Consider the following 20,928-nt stretch of genomic DNA (forward strand, 5'->3'; position numbering starts at 1 on the left):
CACTCGTTGTAGATAAAACAAAATATTGCCACTAAAAAGGCTTGTTTTCTATTTTTATGCGAATAATCTTGTAATTCCAACAACAAAACGACGGCGGCGCTGTTCAATGACTCTTCGAATCGCAATCAATGGTTTTGGCCGCATCGGCCGTAATGTCCTGCGCGCACTGTATACCCAAGGCTATCGTCAGGATTTGCAGATCGTCGCCATCAACGATCTGGGCGACAGCGCGATCAATGCGCATCTGCTCAAGTACGACACCGTTCATGGCACATTCGACGCCGAAGTGGCTCATGACAACGAGAGCCTGACCGTCAACGGCGACCGCATTTCGGTCAGCGCCATCCGCAACCCGGCCGACCTGCCATGGGCCGCGGAAAAGATTGATGTGGTGTTCGAATGCACCGGTCTGTTCACCGACCGGGCCAAAGCCGCTGCGCATATTACCGCCGGCGCACGCAAAGTGATTATCTCGGCCCCGGCCAAAGGCGCCGATGCCACCGTCGTTTATGGTGTGAACCACGACATCCTGCGCCAGTCGCACCAGATCATTTCCAACGCTTCGTGCACCACCAACTGCCTGGCCCCGGTGGCCCAGGTGCTGCACCGCGAACTGGGCATCGAAAGCGGTCTGATGACCACGATTCACGCCTACACCAACGACCAGAACCTGACCGACGTCTATCACACTGATCCGTACCGCGCCCGCTCCGCCACCCAGAACATGATCCCGAGCAAGACCGGCGCCGCTGAAGCCGTAGGCCTGGTGCTGCCGGAACTGGCCGGCAAACTGACCGGCATGGCCGTGCGCGTGCCGGTGATCAATGTGTCGCTGGTGGACCTGACCGTGCAGTTGAAGCGCGAAGCGTCGGCCGATGAAGTGAATGCACTGATGAAAGCCGCGAGCCAGCATTCGAAGATCCTCGGCTACAACACCCTGCCGCTGGTATCGAGCGACTTCAATCACAACCCGCTGTCGTCGATCTTCGACGCCAACCACACCAAATCCAGCGGTAAACTGCTGAAAGTGCTGGCCTGGTACGACAACGAGTGGGGCTTCTCCAACCGCATGCTGGATAACTGCCTGGCGCTGTGCAACGCGGAATAAAACCGCAATCCCTGTGGGAGCGAGCCTGCTCGCGAAAGCGGTGTATCAGCCAGCATCAATGTTGAACGACACATCGTATTCGCGAGCAGGCTCGCTCCCACAGGTTTTCGATTTCAATTTGAAATCAGGGCTTGACCACTCGACTAGATGATAAGCATTATCATTCGCTCGAAATGGATCAGGTTCCCCCGTGAGTCAATCACACTTCAATCACGTCTTCCTCGCCCAGCGCACATCGCTGCTGCGGACCCTGGAACGGATGGTCAACAACCACAGCACCGCCGAAGACCTGCTGCAGGAAACCTACCTGCGCGTCACCCGGGCGCTGAGCGAACGGGCCATCGATCACCTTGAACCCTTTGTCTTCCAGACCGCGCGCAATCTGGCGCTGGACCATTTGCGTGCGCGCAAGATTCATTCACGCACCATGGTCGACGATGTCCCGCAGGACGTGGTGCACAGCGTCGCCGCCCCCGCCAGCAGCGCCGAAGACGCCGCCCACGCCGAACAATTGCTGGAGCGCCTGAACGTGAGCCTCGGTGAACTCAGCCCCCGCCAACAGCAAATCTTCATCCTCAGCCGCCTGCACGGGCACAGCTACCAGGAAATCGCTGAAGAACTCAGCGTCTCCCTCAGCACGGTTCAGAAAGAACTCAAACTGATCATGACCATTTGCATCGGTGTCGCCGAACGCTTGAATGGCGACTGATGCTGTAGGGCTTTTCTGTAAGTATCAGGATCGACTGCACTGATCATCGGGCTTTGTTACCCTTGCCCGACTTTTACGCTTCACTAAAAAAACAGCCGTGCACAGACACTGCCGAGGAAACACCGTGACGGACACCCACCGCCCCCCTTCGCCTTCATCGGCGCAGGACGCCGCAAGCGCAATGGACCAGGCTCTGGACTGGCTCATCGTGCTCGGCAGTCCGGACGAGGAGCAGACCCGGCAATTCCATGCCTGGCTGGCGGCCGATCCGTTGAATGCCGAGGCGTTCGCCAAGGCCCAGGCGATCTGGGATGGCCCGCAGATCGCCCAGTGCGCGCAGAACCTCGCCGCCAAACCGAAGAAAGTCACCGCCCTCACACGCCTGCGTCCGCACTGGAAACCGCTGGCCACCGCCGCCGTGCTGCTGCTCGGGCTGTTCAGTTTCAGCAACCTGCCGATGCGTCTGCAGGCCGATCACCTGACCGTGGTCGGCGAACGCCAGCGCTTGCAGCTTGAGGACGGCTCGAAAGTCCTGCTCAACACCAATTCCGCGTTCTCCAGCACCATCAACGATCAGCAGCGAGTCGCACGGTTGTATCAGGGCGAAGCGTTTTTCGAGATCCCGGCCAGCCGTAGCCAGCCGCTGGAAATCGATGCTGGTCCGGTGAAAGCCAGCGTGCGCGACACCGCATTCGCCGTGCGTTATCTGGACGGCGTGGCGCAGGTGCGGGTGCAGCGTGGTGATGTCGACCTGCGTGCAACCCGCGACGATGCGCGGGTGCGGCTGTCCGCCGGGGAAAGCATCCGCATCGGCCCGAATGGTTTCGACCGTCCGGCCAAGGTCGACGCCGCCACCGATCTGGCCTGGGTGCAGGGTCGGCTGATCTTCGAAAACTGCCCGCTGAACCAGGTGTTGGCGGAACTGCGCCGCTACTATCCGGGTTTCATCATCAACACCAACGAGCAGTTGGCCGATGTGGCCGTCACCGGCAATTACCGTCTCGACCAGCCGCTGGACGTGGTGCGTTCGCTCGCTCACATCACCTCGGCCAAGCTTCAGGAATTCCCGGCGCTGGTGATTTTGAACTAAATGAGAATTATTTTTACTCGATAGCCAAAGGTCGTTCGTCTCGTTATAGCCAATGCAATTGATTCGCATCTCGCGATATCAATCAGCACCTATAAAGATTCGTGCGACACGGAGCGCTATCGATGTCCTCTCGCCTTACCCGCCAGACTTCTTCCCCTTCCCGCGTGCTGTCGCTGCTGACCGCCGCCATCCTGATGGCCGGCACTGCGCCGCTGATGGCCGCCACCGAACAGCCGACGCGCAACATGGGCGACTACTCGTTCGCCATCGGCCAGCAGCCGCTGGTGTCGGCGCTCAATGCGTTCACCGCTGTCACGGGCTGGCAGGTCGGTTTGCCGGCGCAACTGGGTCAAGACGTTTCGTCGCCGGGCGTGCGCGGTTCGCTGCCACCGGAAAAAGCCCTGGAGCGCCTGTTGGTGGGGACCAACCTGAGCTTCCGCAAACTGAGCAACAACAACGTCGTGCTGGAAAAACGCGCCAGCAGCGGCGCACTCAATCTTGATCAGGTGACCATCAGCGCCACCCGCCAGGAACAGTCGATCAACAGCGTGCCGGCCACCGTCACCGTGCAGACCCGTCAGGATCTGGATCGCAACAACGTCAACACCATCAAGGATCTGGTGCGCTACGAGCCAGGCGTATCCGTCGGCGGCGCCGGCCAGCGCGGCGGGATCAGCGGCTACAACATTCGCGGCATCGACGGCGACCGGATTCTGACTCAGGTCGACGGCGTCGAAGTGCCGGACGGTTTCTTCAACGGCCCGTACGCCAAGACTCAACGCAACTACGTTGACCCGGAAATCGTCAAACGTGTCGAAATCCTTCGCGGCCCGGCCTCGGTGCTGTACGGCAGCAACGCCATCGGTGGCGCGGTCAGCTACTACACCCTCGACCCGGACGACATTATCAAGCCCGGCAAAGACGTCGGCGCCCGCCTGAAAACCGGCTACAGCTCCGCCGACGAGAGCTGGCTGAAATCCGCCACCGTCGCCGGTCGCGCCGACCAGTTCGACGGTTTGCTGCACTACAGCCAGCGCGACGGTCATGAAACAGACTCCTACGGCAGCAACAACGGCACCGGCCTTGAGCGCACCGCTGCCAACCCGGAAGACGTGAAAGCCACCAACGTGCTGGCCAAGATCGGCTGGAACTACAACGAAGGTTCGCGCCTGGGCCTGACCTACGAAAAGTACAAGGATGATCGCGACACCGATCAGAAAAGCGCCTACGGCGGCCCGTACTTCAACGGCGCACCGACCATCCCGGACAGCGTGCTGCCCGGCGGCATGTACCAGTGGCGTACCGGCAACGACACCATCACCCGCGAGCGTTTCGGCCTGGAGCACAGCTTCGAGCTCGACAGCCTGCTGGCGGACAACGTGAAGTGGAGCCTCAACCACCAGACGGCCAAGACCGACCAGAGCACCGAAGAGTTCTACTACCCGATCACCCGTAAAGTGCTGCGTACCCGCGACACCATCTACGAAGAAAAACAGTGGGTCTTCGATGCGCAACTGGACAAGGCTTTCACCATCGGCGCCACCGATCACGTCCTGACTTACGGCACCACGATCAAGCAGCAGGAAGTCACCGGCTCGCGCAGCGGCGACGGCAAGTGCCTGGCGGTCGGTCGCGGCTGCACCGCCATCGGCGCCACCAGCGCGACCGACGTGCTGAAGAAGTCCAGCGACTTCCCGGACCCGACCATCAACACCTACAGCCTGTTCGCCCAGGATCAGATCAGCTGGAACAACTGGACCTTCCTGCCGGGCCTGCGCTACGACTACACCCAGCTCAAGCCGCACATCACCCAGGAATTCCTCAACACCGTGGCCGCCGACGGCCAAGGCACGGTCAGCGACGAGAACAAGACCTGGCATAAAGTCTCGCCCAAATTCGGCCTGACCTACGCCCTGACCGAAAACTACACCTGGTACGGTCAGTACGCCGAAGGCTTCCGCACCCCGACCGCGAAAGCGCTGTACGGTCGCTTCGAGAACAGCACCACCGGCTACAACGTGGCGCCAAATCCCGATCTGGAACCGGAAAAGAGCAAAAGCTATGAAACCGGCCTGCGCGGCAACTTCGAGCAAGGCTCGTTCGACGTGGCAGTGTTCTATAACAAGTACCGCGACTTCATCAACGAAGACGCCGTCACCCCGGGCTACAGCGAGCTGACGTTCCAGACCAACAACATCAAGCACGCCACCATCAAGGGTGCGGAAGTCAAAGGTCGTCTGAACCTGGACTCGTTCGGCGCGCCGCAAGGCCTGTACACCCAGGGCTCGATTGCCTACGCCTACGGTCGCAACAACGACACCGGCGAGCCGCTCAACAGCGTCAACCCGCTGACCGGCGTGTTCGGCCTCGGTTACGACCAGGACAACTACGGCGGCCTGCTGAGCTGGACCGTGGTCAAGAAGAAGGATCGCGTCGACGACAGCAACTTCAAGTCGCCGGACGGCGTCAGCAGCCAGTTCAAGTCGCCGGGCTTCGGCATTCTCGATCTGACCGGGTTCTACAAAGTCACCGACGACGTCACTGTCAGCGGCGGCATCTACAACCTGACCGACAAGAAGTACTGGCTGTGGGATGACGTGCGCGGTTACGACAGCGTCGGCGAAGCCGCCGTGCTGAGCCCGGCCAACCTCGATCGCCTGACCCAGCCGGGTCGCAACTTCGCGATCAATCTGGTCTGGGATATCTGATCCGGATGACCTCACGGCGCGTGTGCATCGTCGCGCCCTGAGGTTTTTTTACTGTCCGGCGCTTGCCCGTACGTCTCGTTATCAAGCGCCTCTTCTTTTCAAGGACATCTCATGAGCACCCCGGAAAAAGCCCTGCGTTCACAACGCCTGAACCAGATCACCCACGAGCCGCACAGCAAGCTCGATGCACTGGTCAAGGCTCACGCGCCGTTCGAGACCCGCGCCAACTTCGCCCGTTTCGTGGTCGCGCAGTACCTGTTCCAGTCGGAACTGGTGTCGCTGTACAACGATGCCGAACTGACCGCCATCGTCCCTGACCTGCCGGCCCGCTGCCGCGCCGAAGCGGCCAAAGCCGACCTTGCTGACCTGGACACCGAAGTGCCTGCGCCAGTCGCCGGCGCCGTGAAAAACCCGAGCAAGGCCCGCGCCCTGGGCTGGATCTTCGTTTCTGAAGGCTCCAAGCTCGGCGCTGCGTTTCTGATCAAACGTGCTGTCGCGCTGGACCTGAGCGAAACCTTCGGCGCGCGTCACCTGGGCGAGCCTGAAGGTGGTCGCGCCGAAGGCTGGAAGAGCTTTGTGCGCACCCTCGATTCGCTGCAGTTCAGTGCTGAAGAAGAAGCCGAAGTGGAGCAAGGCGCGATCGATGCATTCAACCGCTTCACCGTGCTGCTGGAACAGGCTTACGCCACAGAAGCCGAGCCGGCCTGAAGCGACACCGACCGCCCATTGTGGGAGCGAGCTTGCTCGCGAAGAGGCCGTCAGATTCAACATCATCGTTGACTGACGTACCGCTTTCGCGAGCAAGCTCGCTCCCACAGGGAACTGCACAAGTCTGTAAGATTGCCATTTCGCCTCACGCATTCCCCCGAGCCCATGCCCCAACCCGCCTCCTCCCGACTCGCCCGCCTGCTGTTCGGCCTGCTCGCCTATGTCAGCCTCGGCATCGGCCTGATCGCCATCGTCGTGCCCGGCCTGCCGACCACCGAATTCATCCTGCTCGCTGCCTGGGCCGCGACCCGCAGCTCGCCGCGCCTGAGTGCCTGGCTGGAAAACCATCGGCTGTTCGGCCCGATCCTGAGCAACTGGCGCAACGGCAAGATCATCGCCCGCAAGGCCAAGGTCAGCGCCACCGTCAGCATGCTGCTGTGCGCCACGCTGATGCTGGTGATGCTCGATCACGGCTGGCCGATCTATCTGGCGATTGCAGGGATGACGATGGGCAACCTGTGGATCTGGTCACGACCGGAAGCGTTGCCGAAGATTTCCTGATTTTTCCCTTGTTTTCAGGGCTTTTACCCGCGCAAACGTTTAGCCATGACCGTTCGTCGGCATGCCGCTCATGCGCCCTCGCCCCGCGCCGATGAGCATTGAATGGCGCTGAATGGATTTGGCGAACCGGGCACCTCCCTGCCCCGTAGCCAACAGTTCATTCATTCGCGAGAACGTCCCATGTTCGACTCTCTGTCCATTCGCCTGAAAATCGTCCTGCTGTCCGGCCTGTGCCTGCTCGGCGTGGTTGCGCTGATCGTCGGCATCAATATCTACCAGACCAACCAGAACGACGAACTGGTCAGCACTTCCAGCAGCAAGATGCTCACCGCCAGTGTGCAGGACCTGTTGCAGGCCAAGGCCGCCGAACAGGCGGTGCGGGTGCAGAAAACCTTCGGCGAAAGCCTGCTGGTGATCACCGCGCTGGCCGACCAGATCAAGGACATGCGGGTGATGGCTGCGAAGCGTTCGCTGGACGCCGGCGCCTTGCGTGAAGAGTTGAACCTGAGTCTGAAAACCGCGTTCGAGCGCAACGAAAAAGTGCTCGGTATCTGGCTGGCGTTCGAGCCCAACGGCCTCGACGGCAAGGACAGCGAGTTCGTCAACGACGCTGCTCGCCAGTCTAACGAAGCCGGGCGTTTCGCGACTTACTGGAGCCGCGCCGCCGGTTCTGCGCTGAACACGATCATGGTCGAAGAAGACATGACCAAGACCACCCTCAGCCTCAGCGGCACGCCCTATAACAGTTGGTACACCTGCCCTCGCGACAACAAGCGCACCTGCCTGCTCGATCCTTACGCCGATACCGTGGGCGGCAAGGAAATGCTCATGACCACCATTTCCGTGCCGCTGCTGGTGGACGGCAAGGCCATCGGCGTGGTCGGTATCGACATCGCTCTCGATGCGCTGCAAGCGGCGGCCGTGGGTTCCCAGCGCGAACTGTTCAACGGTGCAGGGCACATGCTGATTGTCTCCGGCAGCGGCGTGTTGGGTGCCTACAGCACCGACGCGACCAAGGTCGGCAAAGGCATCGCTGAAACCCTCGGCGCCGAAGGCAAGGACATCCTGCAACTGCTGAGCGCCGGCACGCCGAAGATTTTGGAACAGGGCGACCTGATCCGCGCCGTGTACCCGGTCGATCCGATCGGCAATTCCCGGGCCTGGGGCGTTGTCATCGACCTGCCGAAACAAGTGCTGCTGGCCGACTCGGTCAAGCTGCAAGCGGTACTCGACGATGCTCAGGAAACCGGCACGATTACCGCCCTCGCCGTTGCAGTGATCGCCGGTCTGATCGGCCTGGTGCTGATCTGGCTCACCGCCTCCGGCGTGACCCGTCCGATCAACAGCGTCGCCGAAATGCTGAAGAACATCGCCAGCGGCGAAGGCGACCTGACCCAGCGCCTGAACTACACCAAGAAAGATGAACTGGGTGAACTGGTGAACTGGTTCAACCGCTTCCTCGACAAGCTGCAACCGACCATCGCCCAGATCAAACAGAGCATCACCGAAGCCCGTGGCACCGCCGATCAGTCGTCGGAAATCGCCCGCCAGACCAGCGAAGGCATGCAGGTGCAGTTCCGCGAGATCGATCAGGTGGCGACCGCCTCCAACGAAATGAGCGCCACCGCCCACGACGTCGCCAACAGCGCCTCGAATGCGGCCAACGCGGCGAAAGGCGCCGACCAGTCGGCCAAGGACGGGATGTCGATCATCGAGCGCAGCACCCGCGACATCAATCAACTGGCCGACGAAGTCAGCAAAGCGGTGACCGAGGTCGAAGAGCTGGCGGTCAACAGCGAGCAGATCGGTTCGGTGCTGGAAGTGATCCGCAGCATCGCCGAACAGACCAACCTGCTGGCACTGAACGCTGCGATCGAAGCAGCCCGTGCCGGTGAAAGCGGTCGTGGTTTTGCGGTGGTGGCCGACGAAGTCCGTAACCTCGCCAAGCGCACCCAGGATTCGGTGGAAGAAATCCGCGTGGTGATCGAGCGCATTCAGACCGGCACCCGTGGTGTGGTCGCGACCATGCATTCGAGCCAGACCCAGGCCCACAACAACGCCGGGCAGATCCGCCAGGCCGTGGACGCCCTCGGCAAGATCAGCGACGCGGTCACCGTGATCAGCGACATGAACCTGCAGATCGCCAGCGCCGCCGAACAGCAAAGCGCCGTCGCCGAAGAGGTCAACCGCAACGTCTCGGCGATCCGTACCGTCACCGAAACCCTGACCGAACAGGCCACCGAATCGGCGGCGATCAGCAGCCAGCTCAACGCCCTCGCCAGCCAGCAGATGAAATTGATGGATCAGTTCCGCGTCTAGAACATCACTGTCATCCCTTGTGGGAGCTTGCCTGCAAGCGATGTCGGTGGATCAGTCGATACATCTGTCGGCAGACACTGCCGCTATCGCTTGCAGGCAAGCTCCCACAGGGATTTGTGTTGACCAGGGAGATTAGGGTTTTCATCTAACTCGATATTCTTTTGCACTATGATCAGGCCCTCTTCCGGAGGGCCTTCGATGACTGATCTGCTCACGTCCATTCAAGCCGCGCTCGGCTTGTGCCGCACGCCGATTCCGTTCACCGGCGAGGGCGCCTTGCCTTCGGCGTTTGCCGTCACCGACCTTGCCTGCGCGAGCATTGCCGCTGCCGGACAAGCCGTCGCTGAACTTCTTCAGCAGCAAACCGGCGACTTGCCCACTGTAGAAGTCGACCGGCGTCTTGCGTCGTTCTGGTTCGCCACTTCACTGCGGCCGATCGGCTGGAAAGTGCCGCCGCTGTGGGATCCAGTGGCCGGCGACTACGCAACCCGAGACGGCTGGATCCGCCTGCACACCAACGCCCCGCATCACCGCTCCGCCGCCGAAAGCGTACTCGGCGCCTGTGCCGACCGCCCGGCGATGGCAGCGAAAGTCGTGCAATGGGCCAGTGCCGATCTGGAGCAAGCGGTGGTCGAGGCCAAGGGTTGTGCGGCTGAAATGCGTAGTTGGGAACAGTGGCAGAAACATCCGCAAGGGTTGGCGGTGAATGCCGAACCCTTGGTGCAATTCAGTGACGGGAAAGAAGAAAGTCATCAACCTTGGCAAGGCTCGATGACGCAACCGCTGGCCGGGCTCAAGGTGCTCGACCTGACTCGTGTACTGGCCGGCCCGACTGCAAGTCGTTTTCTTGCAGGGCTGGGCGCAAACGTCCTGCGCATTGACCCGCCGACCTGGAACGAACCCGGCGTGGTGCCGGAAGTGACCCTCGGCAAACGTTGTGCGCGACTGGATCTGCATGAGCCGGCAGATCGCGCAGTGTTCGAAAGTCTGCTCAAGGATGCCGACATTCTTCTGCACGGCTATCGCGCCGACGCCCTTGAACATCTCGGCTTCGGCGTCGAGCGTCGCCGGCAACTGGCGCCGGGGCTGATCGATGTCTGCCTGAATGCCTACGGCTGGAGCGGTCCGTGGCAGAACCGTCGGGGCTTCGACAGTCTGGTGCAAATGAGCAGCGGCATTGCCGAGGCCGGACAGCGCTGGAAGCAGTCGGACAAGCCGACGCCGTTGCCGGTGCAGGCGCTGGATCATGCGACGGGGTATCTGATGGCGGCGAGTGTGATTCGGTTGCTGACTGAACGGTTACGCAGTGGTCGAGGTGGATCGACGCGGTTGTCGCTGGCGCGGACGGCGAAGTTGTTGGTTGAGCATGGGACTGGGACGGATGAAGCGTTGCGTCCGGAGGATGCAAAGGATCAGAGTTTGAAGATGGAATACACACCATGGGGGCCGGCGCATCGGCTACATGCACCGCTTCTTATTGCTGGAACGCCGTTGCAGTGGTCTTTGCCAGCGAGTGAATTGGGGTCGCATCGAGCGCAGTGGTGATCTTTCCACCGCTTTCGCGAGCAAGCTCGCTCCCACAGTGGATCGGGGGCGCCACACTTCTGGACTGATCGCCAATCCTTGTGGGAGCGAGCTTGCTCGCGAAGAGGCCAGAACTTACAAACCAGAATCAGGGTCAATCCGCACGACTCAAGGATGTCCACAACACCTGCGCCGCATACCCCCGATACGGCCGCCAGGCTTCAGCGCGGGCAGACAATTCCCGCGCCGTCATCCGTTCCCCCTCCAGCACTTCCAGTGCCCGCAGCAACCCCACATCCCCGGTCGGAAACCCGTCCATATCCCGCAACTGCCGCAGGGCAATGTACTGCGCCGTCCAGTCACCGATCCCGTGCAGCGCCAGCAAACGCGCCGTCCCGGACTCGAACAGCTGCGGGTCATCCAGCAGCGCCTGTGCCACGCCGGACAGGGTGCGACCGCGAGTTTTCGGCATACCCAGCGCTGCCAGATCAGCGTTCGCCAAAACCTTTGCCTGAGGAAAGACGTGAGTCAGCCCCGGCACCGAAGAACGCAAAGGCTCGCCGTACTGCGCCACCAGTTTTCCCGCCAGCCGAATCGCCGCAACCACGGTGATCTGCTGCCCCAGCACCGCCCGAAACGCCAGCTCCAACCCATCCCATGTCCCCGGCACGCGCAACCCCGGGCGCTCGGCAATCAATGGCGCCAGCAGCGGATCCACCGCCAGATACCGCTGCATGGTCGGCAGATCCGCATCCAGATCAAACATCCGTCGCAAGCGCGCAACGATCTCGGGCAACACCGACGGATCCGGGAAATCCAGTTCCACCTCCAGCGCATCACCATCACCGGGCCAGACCGAAACCGTACCGTGAAGCCCGTTCAAGCCGATGCTGCGCGAATACACACCATCGACCACCGTCTCCATCCCCGTCACCGCCCGCGCCGCGAGAAACCCGAGCATCGCCGGCCAGTCGTAAGATCCCCGAGAGCCGAGCCGCAATCTCACAGTGACAACACGCCGCTGTACAACCCATAAGCCGCCAGCCCCGCCCCGGCGATCACGCAGGTGAAAATCCCCTTCTCGAGCGTGGTGAACAGCGGCTCGCCCTGCTCATGCTTGGCCTTGGCGAACAAGATCACCCCCGGCGCATACAACAGCGCCGACAACAGCAGGTATTTCACCCCGCCGGCATACAACAACCAGACCGCATAACACAGGGCGATACCGCCGATCAGCAGATCCTTGGTGCGTTCGGCGGAAGCATGTTCATAAGTTTCACCCCGTCCGCTGAGCAATACGGCGTAGGCCGCCGACCACAGATACGGCACCAGAATCATCGACGACGCGAGGTAGATCAGGCTGGTGTAGGTTCCGGCTGAAAACAGCGTGATCAGCAGGAAAATCTGGATCATCACGTTAGTCAGCCACAACGCATTGACCGGCACATGGTTGGCGTTTTCCTTTTTCAGGAACGCCGGCATCGTATTGTCCTTGGCGGTAGCAAACAGGATCTCCGCGCACAACAGTGCCCACGACAACAGCGCACCGAGCAACGAAATGGCCAGGCCCACGCTGATCAGCAGCGCGCCCCATGGCCCGACAATGTGTTCCAGCACCGCCGCCAGCGACGGGTTCTGCAAGGTCGCCAGCTCCGGCTGACTCATGATCCCCAGCGACAGCACATTGACCAGCACCAGCAACGCCAGCACGCCGAGAAAACCGATCACCGTGGCCCGGCCAACATCCGTGCGCTTCTCAGCCCGCGCCGAGTAAACGCTGGCGCCTTCGATGCCGATGAACACGAACACGGTGACCAGCATCATGTTGCGCACCTGATCCATCACCCCACCGAAATTCGGGTTGCTGCGGCCCCAGATGTCGCGGGTAAAAATGTCGGCCTTGAACGCCACGGCGGCAATCACCACGAACATGATCAGCGGAATGATCTTGGCCACGGTGGTCAACTGATTGATCAGCGCCGCCTCCTTGATTCCGCGCATCACCAGAAAGTGCACGGCCCACAGCAGCACCGAGGCGCAGCCAATGGCAATCGGCGTGTTGCCCTGGCCGAAGACCGGAAAGAAGTAACCGAGGGTGCTGAACAGCAACACGAAATACCCGACGTTACCCAGCCAGGCGCTGATCCAGTACCCCCACGCGGAAGAAAAACCCATGTAGTCGCCGAACCCGGCCTTGGCGTAGGCATACACGCCCGAGTCCAGTTCCGGTTTGCGGTTGGCCAGGGTCTGGAACACGAAGGCCAGAGTGAGCATGCCGATCGCCGTGATGCCCCAGCCGATCAGGATGGCGCCGGCATCGGCCCGGGCCGCCATGTTCTGCGGCAAAGAAAAAATCCCCCCGCCGATCATCGAACCCACCACCAGGGCGATCAGTGCGCCAAGGCGCAGCTTTTGCGTCGGTTGCGACATTCCAGCGTCTCCAAGTTCCAGAGCGGCGAATGCCGCGAAACCGTTATGCAACCGGTTTTAACTAAATGGATAAAGCGTAATGACGTTTATTGAATAACGCCAACTTTCGCCCTTTATATATAGCCATTGGCGCTAACGCCCTAGCACGCTCAGACAATTTTGTGCGCGAATCCTAATAAATCAATTCTGTACTGAAAACAGCGTTGAAAAATTTGCCAAAACCGGAAAAGCAACTAGCGTGATAATTCGAAAGTAATAGGATCCATTCTTAACCACTTTGGACTAAAGGCCTCTAGGACGGGCCTTCCAGGCAATAGCTTTATGCCTCCAGACGTTTCATAAGTCATTCATTAACAATGGAATGTGACTATGCACTGATCTAAGTCAGCTGTTTGAAAAGCCAACAGAACTACGCTGTGAACTCTTCTCTCCTGCAATGGAGTCATGCAATGTCTGAAGCTCCCGGAAAACTGCGACTAGGTGCACTGGTTGCACTGGTAGTCGGTTCAATGATCGGTGGCGGGATATTCTCTTTGCCACAAAACATGGCCGCCAGTGCCGACGTCGGCGCGGTACTGATCGGCTGGGCCATCACCGCTGTCGGCATGCTCACCCTCGCTTTCGTCTTTCAAACCCTCGCCAATCGCAAGCCTGACCTGGACGGCGGTGTCTACGCCTACGCCAAGGCCGGTTTTGGCGACTACATGGGTTTTTCGTCCGCCTGGGGCTACTGGATCAGTGCCTGGCTAGGCAACGTCGGTTACTTCGTTCTGCTCTTCAGTACCCTCGGCTATTTCTTCCCGGTGTTCGGTGAAGGCAACACGGTTGCGGCCGTGATTGGCGCCTCGGTCCTGTTGTGGGCCGTGCACTTTCTGGTACTGCGCGGGATCAAGGAAGCGGCGTTCATCAACCTGGTGACCACCGTCGCCAAGGTCGTGCCGCTGCTGCTGTTCGTGCTGATCGCAATCTTCGCCTTCAAACTGGACATCTTCACCGCCGACATCTGGGGCGTGAAAAACCCGGATCTGGGCAGCGTGATGAACCAGGTGCGCAACATGATGCTGGTCACCGTGTGGGTGTTCATCGGCATCGAAGGCGCGAGCATCTTCTCGGCCCGGGCAGAAAAACGTTCGGACGTCGGCAAGGCGACCGTGATCGGTTTCATCACCGTGCTGCTGTTCCTGGTGCTGGTGAACGTGCTGTCGCTGGGCATCATGACTCAGCCGGAACTGGCCAAACTGCAGAACCCGTCGATGGCCGCCGTGCTTGAGCACGTGGTCGGCCACTGGGGCGCGGTGCTGATCAGCGTCGGTCTGATCATCTCGCTGCTCGGGGCGTTGCTGTCGTGGGTGCTGCTGTGTGCGGAGATCATGTTCGCCGCCGCCAAGGACCACACCATGCCGGAGTTCCTGCGCAAGGAGAACGTCAACCATGTGCCGGTCAACGCCCTGTGGCTGACCAACGCGATGGTGCAGCTGTTCCTGATCATCACCCTGTTCTCGGCCAGTACTTACCTGTCGCTGATCTACCTCGCCACTTCGATGATTCTGGTGCCATACCTGTGGTCGGCGGCCTACGCCCTGCTGCTGGCGGTGCGCGGCGAAAGCTATGAAGGCTTCGCGGCCGAACGGTGCAAGGACCTGATCATCGGCGCCATCGCCCTGATCTACGCGGTGTGGCTGCTCTACGCCGGTGGCGTGAAGTACCTGCTGCTCTCGGCCCTGCTCTACGCCCCCGGCGCGATCCTGTTCGCCAAGGCCAAGCTCGAACTCAAACAACCGGTTTTCACCAACGTCGAGAAGCTGATTTTCGCCGCAGTGGTCGTGGGTGCCCTCGTGGCGGCCTACGGACTGTACGACGGCTTCCTGACTCTGTAATTGCCCAACGTTTTCTCTCTGGAGGATCACTGAAATGACCACGGAAAAAGTTAAGTACGGCGTCCATTCCGAAGCCGGCAAACTGCGCAAAGTCATGGTTTGCTCCCCAGGTCTGGCCCATCAGCGGCTGACCCCGAACAATTGCGATGAACTGCTGTTCGACGACGTGCTGTGGGTCGCCCAGGCCAAGCGCGACCACTTCGACTTCGTGACCAAGATGCGTGAGCGCGGGATCGAAGTGCTGGAAATGCACAACCTGCTGACCGATATCGTCGCCATCCCTGAAGCGCTGGACTGGATCCTCGAGCGCAAGGTCACCGCCGACTCGGTAGGCCTGGGCCTGATCAACGAAGTCAAATCCTGGCTGAAAAGCCTGGAGCCGCGACACATCGCCGAATTCCTGATCGGCGGCGTGTCCGCCGATGACCTGCCGGACAGTTTCGGCGGCAAGACCATCCAGATGTTCCGCGACTTCCTCGGCCACTCCAGCTTCATTCTGCCGCCGTTGCCGAACACCCAGTTCACCCGCGACACCACCTGCTGGATCTACGGTGGCGTGACGCTGAACCCGATGTACTGGCCGGCGCGTCGTCAGGAAACCCTGCTGGCCACCGCCATCTACAAATTCCACCCACAATTCACCAACGCCGATTTCGAAATCTGGTACGGCGACCCGGACAAGGATCACGGCAGCTCGACCCTCGAAGGCGGCGACGTGATGCCGATCGGCAACGGCGTAGTGCTGATCGGTATGGGCGAGCGCTCGTCGCGTCAGGCCATCGGCCAACTGGCGCTGAACCTGTTCAAGAACAAGGCCGTGGAAAAAGTCATCGTCGCCGGCCTGCCGAAGTCCCGCGCCGCGATGCACTTGGACACCGTGTTCAGCTTCTGCGACCGCGACCTCGTCACGATCTTCCCGGAAGTGGTCAATCAGATCGTTGCCTTCACCCTGCGCCCTGACGAAAGCAAACAGGGCGGCATCGACATCCGTCGCGAAGAAGGCACGTTCCTCGACGTCGTGGCCAAAGCCCTCAACCTGCCGAAACTGCGCGTCGTCGAAACCGGCGGCAACAGCTTCGCCGCCGAACGCGAGCAATGGGATGACGGCAACAACGTGGTGGCCGTGGAGCCGGGCGTGGTCATCGGCTACGACCGCAACACCTACACCAACACCCTGCTGCGCAAGGCCGGGGTCGAGGTCATCACCATCAGCGCCGGCGAACTGGGCCGTGGCCGTGGCGGCGGCCACTGCATGACCTGCCCGATCGTGCGCGACCCGATCGACTACTAAACGACCATCTCCCCGGCCGCACTGACCCTGTCGCGGCCGGGCCGATTACCGAATCCAAGGAGAATCATCATGGCGTTCAACATCCACAACCGTAACCTGCTCAGCCTGGAACACCACACCCCACGTGAGCTGCGTTACCTGCTCGACCTGTCCCGCGACCTCAAGCGCGCCAAGTACACCGGCACCGAGCAGCAACATCTGAAGGGCAACAACATCGCCCTGATCTTCGAAAAAACCTCGACCCGCACCCGCTGCGCGTTCGAAGTCGCCGCTTATGACCAGGGCGCCAACGTCACCTACATCGACCCGAACTCTTCGCAGATCGGCCACAAGGAAAGCATGAAAGACACAGCCCGCGTGCTGGGTCGCATGTACGACGCCATCGAGTACCGTGGCTTCAAGCAGGAAATCGTCGAAGAACTGGCCAAGTTCGCTGGCGTGCCGGTGTTCAACGGCCTGACCGATGAATATCACCCAACGCAAATGATCGCCGACGTGCTGACCATGCGTGAGCACGCCGACAAGCCGATCCATGAGATCAGCTACGCCTACCTGGGCGACGCGCGCAACAACATGGGCAACTCGCTGCTGCTGGTCGGCTCCAAGCTGGGTATGGACGTGCGCATCTGCGCGCCGAAAGCCCTGTGGCCACACGACGATCTGGTGGACCGCTGCAAGAAATACGCTGAGGAAAGCGGCGCCCGCATCACCCTGACCGAAGATCCGAAAGCCGCCGTCAAAGGCGTGGACTTCATCCACACCGATGTCTGGGTATCGATGGGCGAGCCGGTTGAAGCCTGGGCCGAGCGTATCCAGCAACTGCTGCCGTATCAGGTCAACGCCGAGCTGATGAAAGCCACCGGCAACCCGCGTACCAAGTTCATGCACTGCCTGCCGGCGTTCCACAACAGCGATACCAAGGTCGGCAAACAGATTGCCGAACAGTATCCGCACCTGAAAAACGGCATCGAAGTGACCGACGACGTGTTCGAGTCGCCTGCCTGCATCGCCTTCGAGCAAGCGGAAAACCGCATGCACACCATCAAGGCGATTCTGGTGTCGACTTTGGCTGATCTGTAACCACCACCCCGTTCCCACTGAAGGACCTGGAACCCAATGTGGGAGCGAGCTTGCTCGCGAAGGCGGCGCGCCAGTCGCCAAAGATGTTGCCTGACACAACGCTTTCGCGAGCAAGCTCGCTCCCACAGGTGCCCAGTACCGACAGTGTGATCGAGTCGTTTGCCATTCCTCTGTACAAGAAGGACATGCACCATGCGTATCGTCGTAGCTCTGGGCGGTAACGCCCTGCTCCGCCGTGGTGAGCCGATGACCGCTGACAACCAGCGCGCCAACATCCGCATCGCCACCGAGCAAATCGCCAAGATCCATCCCGGCAATCAACTGGTCATCGCCCACGGCAATGGCCCGCAAGTCGGCCTGCTGTCGTTGCAGGGCCTCTCCTACAAACCCGATGAAGCCTATCCTCTGGATGTACTCGGTGCCGAAACCGAGGGCATGATCGGCTACATCATCGAACAGGAACTGGGCAACCTGCTGGACTTCGAAGTCCCGTTCGCCACCCTGCTCACCCAGGTCGAAGTCGATCCCAAGGACCCGGCCTTCAAGGACCCGACCAAGTTCATCGGCCCGGTCTACGCCAAGGACGAAGCTGAGCGCCTGGCCAAGGAAAAAGGCTGGGTGGTCAAGGCCGACGGTGACAAGTACCGCCGCGTGGTTGCCAGTCCGAAACCCAAGCGCATCTTCGAAATCCGTCCGATCAAGTGGCTGCTGGACAAGGGCAGCATCGTGATCTGCGCGGGCGGCGGCGGCATCCCGACCATGTATGACGAGCAGCGCAATCTCAAAGGCATCGAGGCCGTCATCGACAAGGATCTGTGCTCGTCGCTGCTCGCTGAACAACTGGAAGCCGATCTCTTGGTGATCGCCACCGACGTCAATGCGGCCTACATCGACTTCAACAAGCCAACCCAGAAAGCCATCGCCCAGGCTCACCCGGATGAACTGGAGCGTCTGGGCTTCGCCGCCGGTTCCATGGGGCCGAAGGTGCAGGCAGCCTGTGAATTTGCGCGCCATACTGGCAAAGTCGCGGTGATCGGTTCGCTGGCGGACATCGAAGCCATCGTCCAGGGCACTGCCGGTACGCGGGTCAGCACGGCCGCGCCGGGGATCACCTACCGATAAAAAGAAACTCCGGGGGCAGACCTCTGGTCTGCCCTTCTCCCATGCCTTGAAAGGAGAAAACCATGGCCCAGTTCGAACCCGGTCATTTGCATATTGAGCGGCATGCGTTGACCCAAGATGACGTCAACTACAACATCCGCCTCGAATACGAAGTGTCGCAGGATCCGCAAAAAGGCAAAGGGATACAATTCCGGCTGGTTGGAACCATCCAGGGCAAAGAGGTCAACGAGCCCTTCTTCCTGCCCAAGGAAGAGGCCTACAACTTCGCTCGCAACGTGACGCAGATTGCCGAAAAATACGGCATCCCCAAGAGCCACAGCCAAATAGGCTCGGTCCACAAACATTACGATTTGATGTTTGAAGACATACGTACGCAGCTGAATATGAAATCCGGGGATCCGGTCAATCCCGAGCATTTCGAGTAACCCGAACTCACCACATTCCCCCTGTGGGAGCGAGCTTGCTCGCGAAAGCGCTCTGTCAGTCCATATCTTCAATGCTGATACACCGCATTCGCGAGCAAGCTCGCTCCCACATGGGTATGTATCCAGCGGAAGTGCGCGTCCGGTTTCACCATTTCCCCGCCCCAAGGCATACTTGCCCCCCTCCGCACTCCAGAACCCAGAACCGCCCCATGCGTATCCACGTCAGCTTCATCGACCGCGTCGGCATCACCCAGGAAGTCCTGGCCCTGCTCGGTGGGCGCAACCTCAATCTGGATGCGGTGGAAATGGTCCCGCCGAATGTCTACATCGACGCCCCGACCCTCAGCCCGCAAGTGCTCGAAGAACTCAAAGATGCGTTGTTCCGGGTGCGTGGCGTGGAGGCCGTGGTGGTGGTCGACATCCTCCCCGGCCAGCGTCGGCACTTGCAGCTCGACGCCTTGCTCGCAGCAATGACCGACCCGGTATTGGCGCTGGACAGCGCCGGCAAGGTGCTGCTGGCCAACCCGGCGCTGATCGCCTTGTATGGTCGCGAACCGGCGGGCGAAAGCGTCTCGGAACTGTTCAACGATCCGGGCCTGCTCGAAACCCTGCTCGAACAAGGCTTCCGCTTGCCGCTGCGGGAAATCACCGTCAACGGTCAGACGCTGTTGCTCGACGCCACACCGATCACCGACGCCGGCGCCCTGCTCACCCTGTATCAACCGAACCGCATCGGCGAACAGCTCTCGGCGCTGCATCATGATCACGCCGAAGGTTTCGATGCGCTGCTCGGCGAATCGCCGCCGATCCGCACCCTCAAGGCACGCGCCCAACGCGTCGCCGCCCTCGATGCGCCGCTGTTGATCCAGGGCGAAACCGGCACCGGCAAGGAACTGGTGGCCCGCGCCTGTCACGCCATCAGCGCCCGGCACAGCGCACCATTCCTGGCACTGAACTGCGCGGCCCTGCCGGAGAACCTCGCCGAGAGCGAGCTGTTCGGCTACGCCCCCGGCGCCTTCACCGGCGCACAACGGGGTGGAAAACCGGGGCTGATGGAACTGGCCAACCAGGGCACGGTGTTTCTCGACGAGATCGGCGAGATGTCGCCGTACTTGCAGGCCAAACTGCTGCGCTTTCTCAACGACGGCAGCTTCCGCCGGGTCGGTGGCGATCGTGAGGTGAAGGTCAACGTGCGGATCCTCAGCGCGACCCACCGCGACCTGGAAAAAATGGTCAGCGAAGGCCTGTTCCGCGAAGACCTGTTCTACCGCCTCAACGTGCTCAACGTCGAAGTACCGCCACTGCGCGAACGCGGCCAGGACATTCTGCTGCTCGCCCGCTACTTCATGCAGCAGGCCTGCGCGCAGATCCAGCGCCCGGTCTGCCGCCTCGCCCCCGGCACTTATCCGGCGCTGCTGGGCAATCGCTGGCCAGGCAATGTTCGGCAACTGCAAAACGTGATCTTCCGCGCCGCCGCGATCTGCGAAAGCAGCCTGGTGGACATCGGCGACCTCGACATCGCCGGCACCTCGGTGGCACGCCAGACCGACACCGACGTCGACAGCCTCGAAGAAGCCGTCGAAGCCTTCGAGAAATCGCTGCTGGAAAAGCTCTACGTCAGCTACCCCTCGACCCGCCAACTGGCCAGCCGCCTGCACACCTCGCATACGGCGATTGCCCATCGGCTGCGCAAGTACGGCATCCCCAACAAACCCTGAGGCGAAACCCCGAATAAACTGTGGGAGCGAGCTTGCTCGCGATGAGGGCGTGTCAGTCGACAGTTTTTTCAATGTCACACCGCCATCGCGAGCAAGCTCGCTCCCACAGGGTTTTCCATCCAGCCGGCTCTCCATCCAGAGTGTCCGAGCCCAAAAGCGACCTCCATCTGTACTGAAAGCGCTACAGCGGAACGATATCGCTACACCCTCCTCCGATCACCGCTGTGCAAGGCTTTGATCCGGTTCAGCTTTTTTCTT

At 60.9% G+C, this 20,928-nt stretch carries 16 protein-coding genes and 1 pseudogene; 15 read left to right on the forward strand and 2 right to left on the reverse strand.

What is annotated here, in order from left to right:
* Window positions 1-106 precede the first annotated feature (106 nt).
* The 9 genes and pseudogenes from gap to N8H71_RS17690 all read left to right on the forward strand — a co-directional run bounded on the left by gap (window position 107) and on the right by N8H71_RS17690 (window position 10,748).
* Entirely contained in the window at window positions 107-1,108 is a 1,002-nt protein-coding gene (gene gap / locus N8H71_RS17655; RefSeq protein WP_007951174.1) for a type I glyceraldehyde-3-phosphate dehydrogenase, read from the forward strand.
* 190 nt (window positions 1,109-1,298) lie between these two features.
* Window positions 1,299-1,817 carry an RNA polymerase sigma factor gene (locus N8H71_RS17660; protein WP_007951175.1) on the forward strand — a complete coding sequence of 173 codons (519 nt, stop codon included), beginning with the start codon at window positions 1,299-1,301 and terminating at the stop codon, window positions 1,815-1,817.
* 124 nt (window positions 1,818-1,941) lie between these two features.
* A complete protein-coding gene (locus N8H71_RS17665) occupies window positions 1,942-2,907 on the forward strand; it encodes a FecR family protein (protein WP_262194973.1) in 966 nt (321 codons plus the stop codon).
* 122 nt (window positions 2,908-3,029) lie between these two features.
* Window positions 3,030-5,615, forward strand: coding sequence for a TonB-dependent receptor (locus N8H71_RS17670; protein ID WP_262194974.1), 2,586 nt, complete (start codon window positions 3,030-3,032; stop codon window positions 5,613-5,615).
* 111 nt (window positions 5,616-5,726) lie between these two features.
* The gene (locus tag N8H71_RS17675; protein ID WP_085667956.1) at window positions 5,727-6,323 is read left to right on the forward strand and encodes a biliverdin-producing heme oxygenase; all 597 of its coding nucleotides are present in this window, start codon (window positions 5,727-5,729) and stop codon (window positions 6,321-6,323) included.
* 165 nt (window positions 6,324-6,488) lie between these two features.
* Window positions 6,489-6,884 carry a YbaN family protein gene (locus tag N8H71_RS17680; protein ID WP_085606588.1) on the forward strand — a complete coding sequence of 132 codons (396 nt, stop codon included), beginning with the start codon at window positions 6,489-6,491 and terminating at the stop codon, window positions 6,882-6,884.
* Between the two features lie 453 nt (window positions 6,885-7,337).
* Window positions 7,338-8,345 (forward strand): annotated as a pseudogene (locus N8H71_RS28905) (HAMP domain-containing protein); the annotation flags it as partial.
* Between the two features lie 102 nt (window positions 8,346-8,447).
* Window positions 8,448-9,203, forward strand: a complete 756-nt coding sequence (locus N8H71_RS28910) for a methyl-accepting chemotaxis protein (protein ID WP_371320921.1) — start codon at window positions 8,448-8,450, stop codon at window positions 9,201-9,203.
* Between the two features lie 198 nt (window positions 9,204-9,401).
* Window positions 9,402-10,748: a CoA transferase gene (locus N8H71_RS17690; RefSeq protein ID WP_262194976.1), complete on the forward strand. Its 1,347-nt coding sequence runs from the start codon at window positions 9,402-9,404 to the stop codon at window positions 10,746-10,748.
* Window positions 10,749-10,881: 133 nt separating this feature from the next.
* Here N8H71_RS17690 and N8H71_RS17695 read toward each other — a convergent pair whose 3' ends face one another.
* Entirely contained in the window at window positions 10,882-11,733 is an 852-nt protein-coding gene (locus N8H71_RS17695) for a DNA-3-methyladenine glycosylase family protein (RefSeq protein WP_262194978.1), read from the reverse strand.
* The gene (gene arcD, locus N8H71_RS17700) at window positions 11,730-13,157 is read right to left on the reverse strand and encodes an arginine-ornithine antiporter (RefSeq protein WP_262194979.1); all 1,428 of its coding nucleotides are present in this window, start codon (window positions 13,155-13,157) and stop codon (window positions 11,730-11,732) included. The genes N8H71_RS17695 and arcD (N8H71_RS17700) overlap by 4 nt, the downstream gene beginning before the upstream one ends.
* Before the next feature lie 449 nt (window positions 13,158-13,606).
* Between arcD (N8H71_RS17700) and arcD (N8H71_RS17705) the strand changes: the two genes are divergently transcribed.
* From arcD (N8H71_RS17705) to N8H71_RS17730, 6 genes are all read left to right on the forward strand, one after another.
* Entirely contained in the window at window positions 13,607-15,034 is a 1,428-nt protein-coding gene (gene arcD, locus N8H71_RS17705; RefSeq protein WP_262194980.1) for an arginine-ornithine antiporter, read from the forward strand.
* Between the two features lie 34 nt (window positions 15,035-15,068).
* Complete coding sequence (gene arcA / locus N8H71_RS17710) at window positions 15,069-16,325, forward strand: arginine deiminase (protein ID WP_262194981.1); 1,257 nt, start codon at window positions 15,069-15,071, stop codon at window positions 16,323-16,325.
* Window positions 16,326-16,394: 69 nt separating this feature from the next.
* Window positions 16,395-17,405: an ornithine carbamoyltransferase gene (locus tag N8H71_RS17715; RefSeq protein ID WP_039766039.1), complete on the forward strand. Its 1,011-nt coding sequence runs from the start codon at window positions 16,395-16,397 to the stop codon at window positions 17,403-17,405.
* A 192-nt stretch (window positions 17,406-17,597) separates the two neighbouring features.
* The gene (arcC, locus tag N8H71_RS17720; protein WP_085689373.1) at window positions 17,598-18,527 is read left to right on the forward strand and encodes a carbamate kinase; all 930 of its coding nucleotides are present in this window, start codon (window positions 17,598-17,600) and stop codon (window positions 18,525-18,527) included.
* 62 nt (window positions 18,528-18,589) lie between these two features.
* Entirely contained in the window at window positions 18,590-18,952 is a 363-nt protein-coding gene (locus tag N8H71_RS17725; RefSeq protein ID WP_262194982.1) for a DUF5064 family protein, read from the forward strand.
* A gap of 209 nt (window positions 18,953-19,161) precedes the next feature.
* The gene (locus N8H71_RS17730; protein WP_262194984.1) at window positions 19,162-20,670 is read left to right on the forward strand and encodes a sigma-54-dependent transcriptional regulator; all 1,509 of its coding nucleotides are present in this window, start codon (window positions 19,162-19,164) and stop codon (window positions 20,668-20,670) included.
* Window positions 20,671-20,928 lie beyond the last annotated feature (258 nt).

The sequence above is a fragment of the Pseudomonas koreensis genome (assembly GCF_025447595.1).
Lineage (GTDB): Bacteria > Pseudomonadota > Gammaproteobacteria > Pseudomonadales > Pseudomonadaceae > Aquipseudomonas > Aquipseudomonas koreensis_H.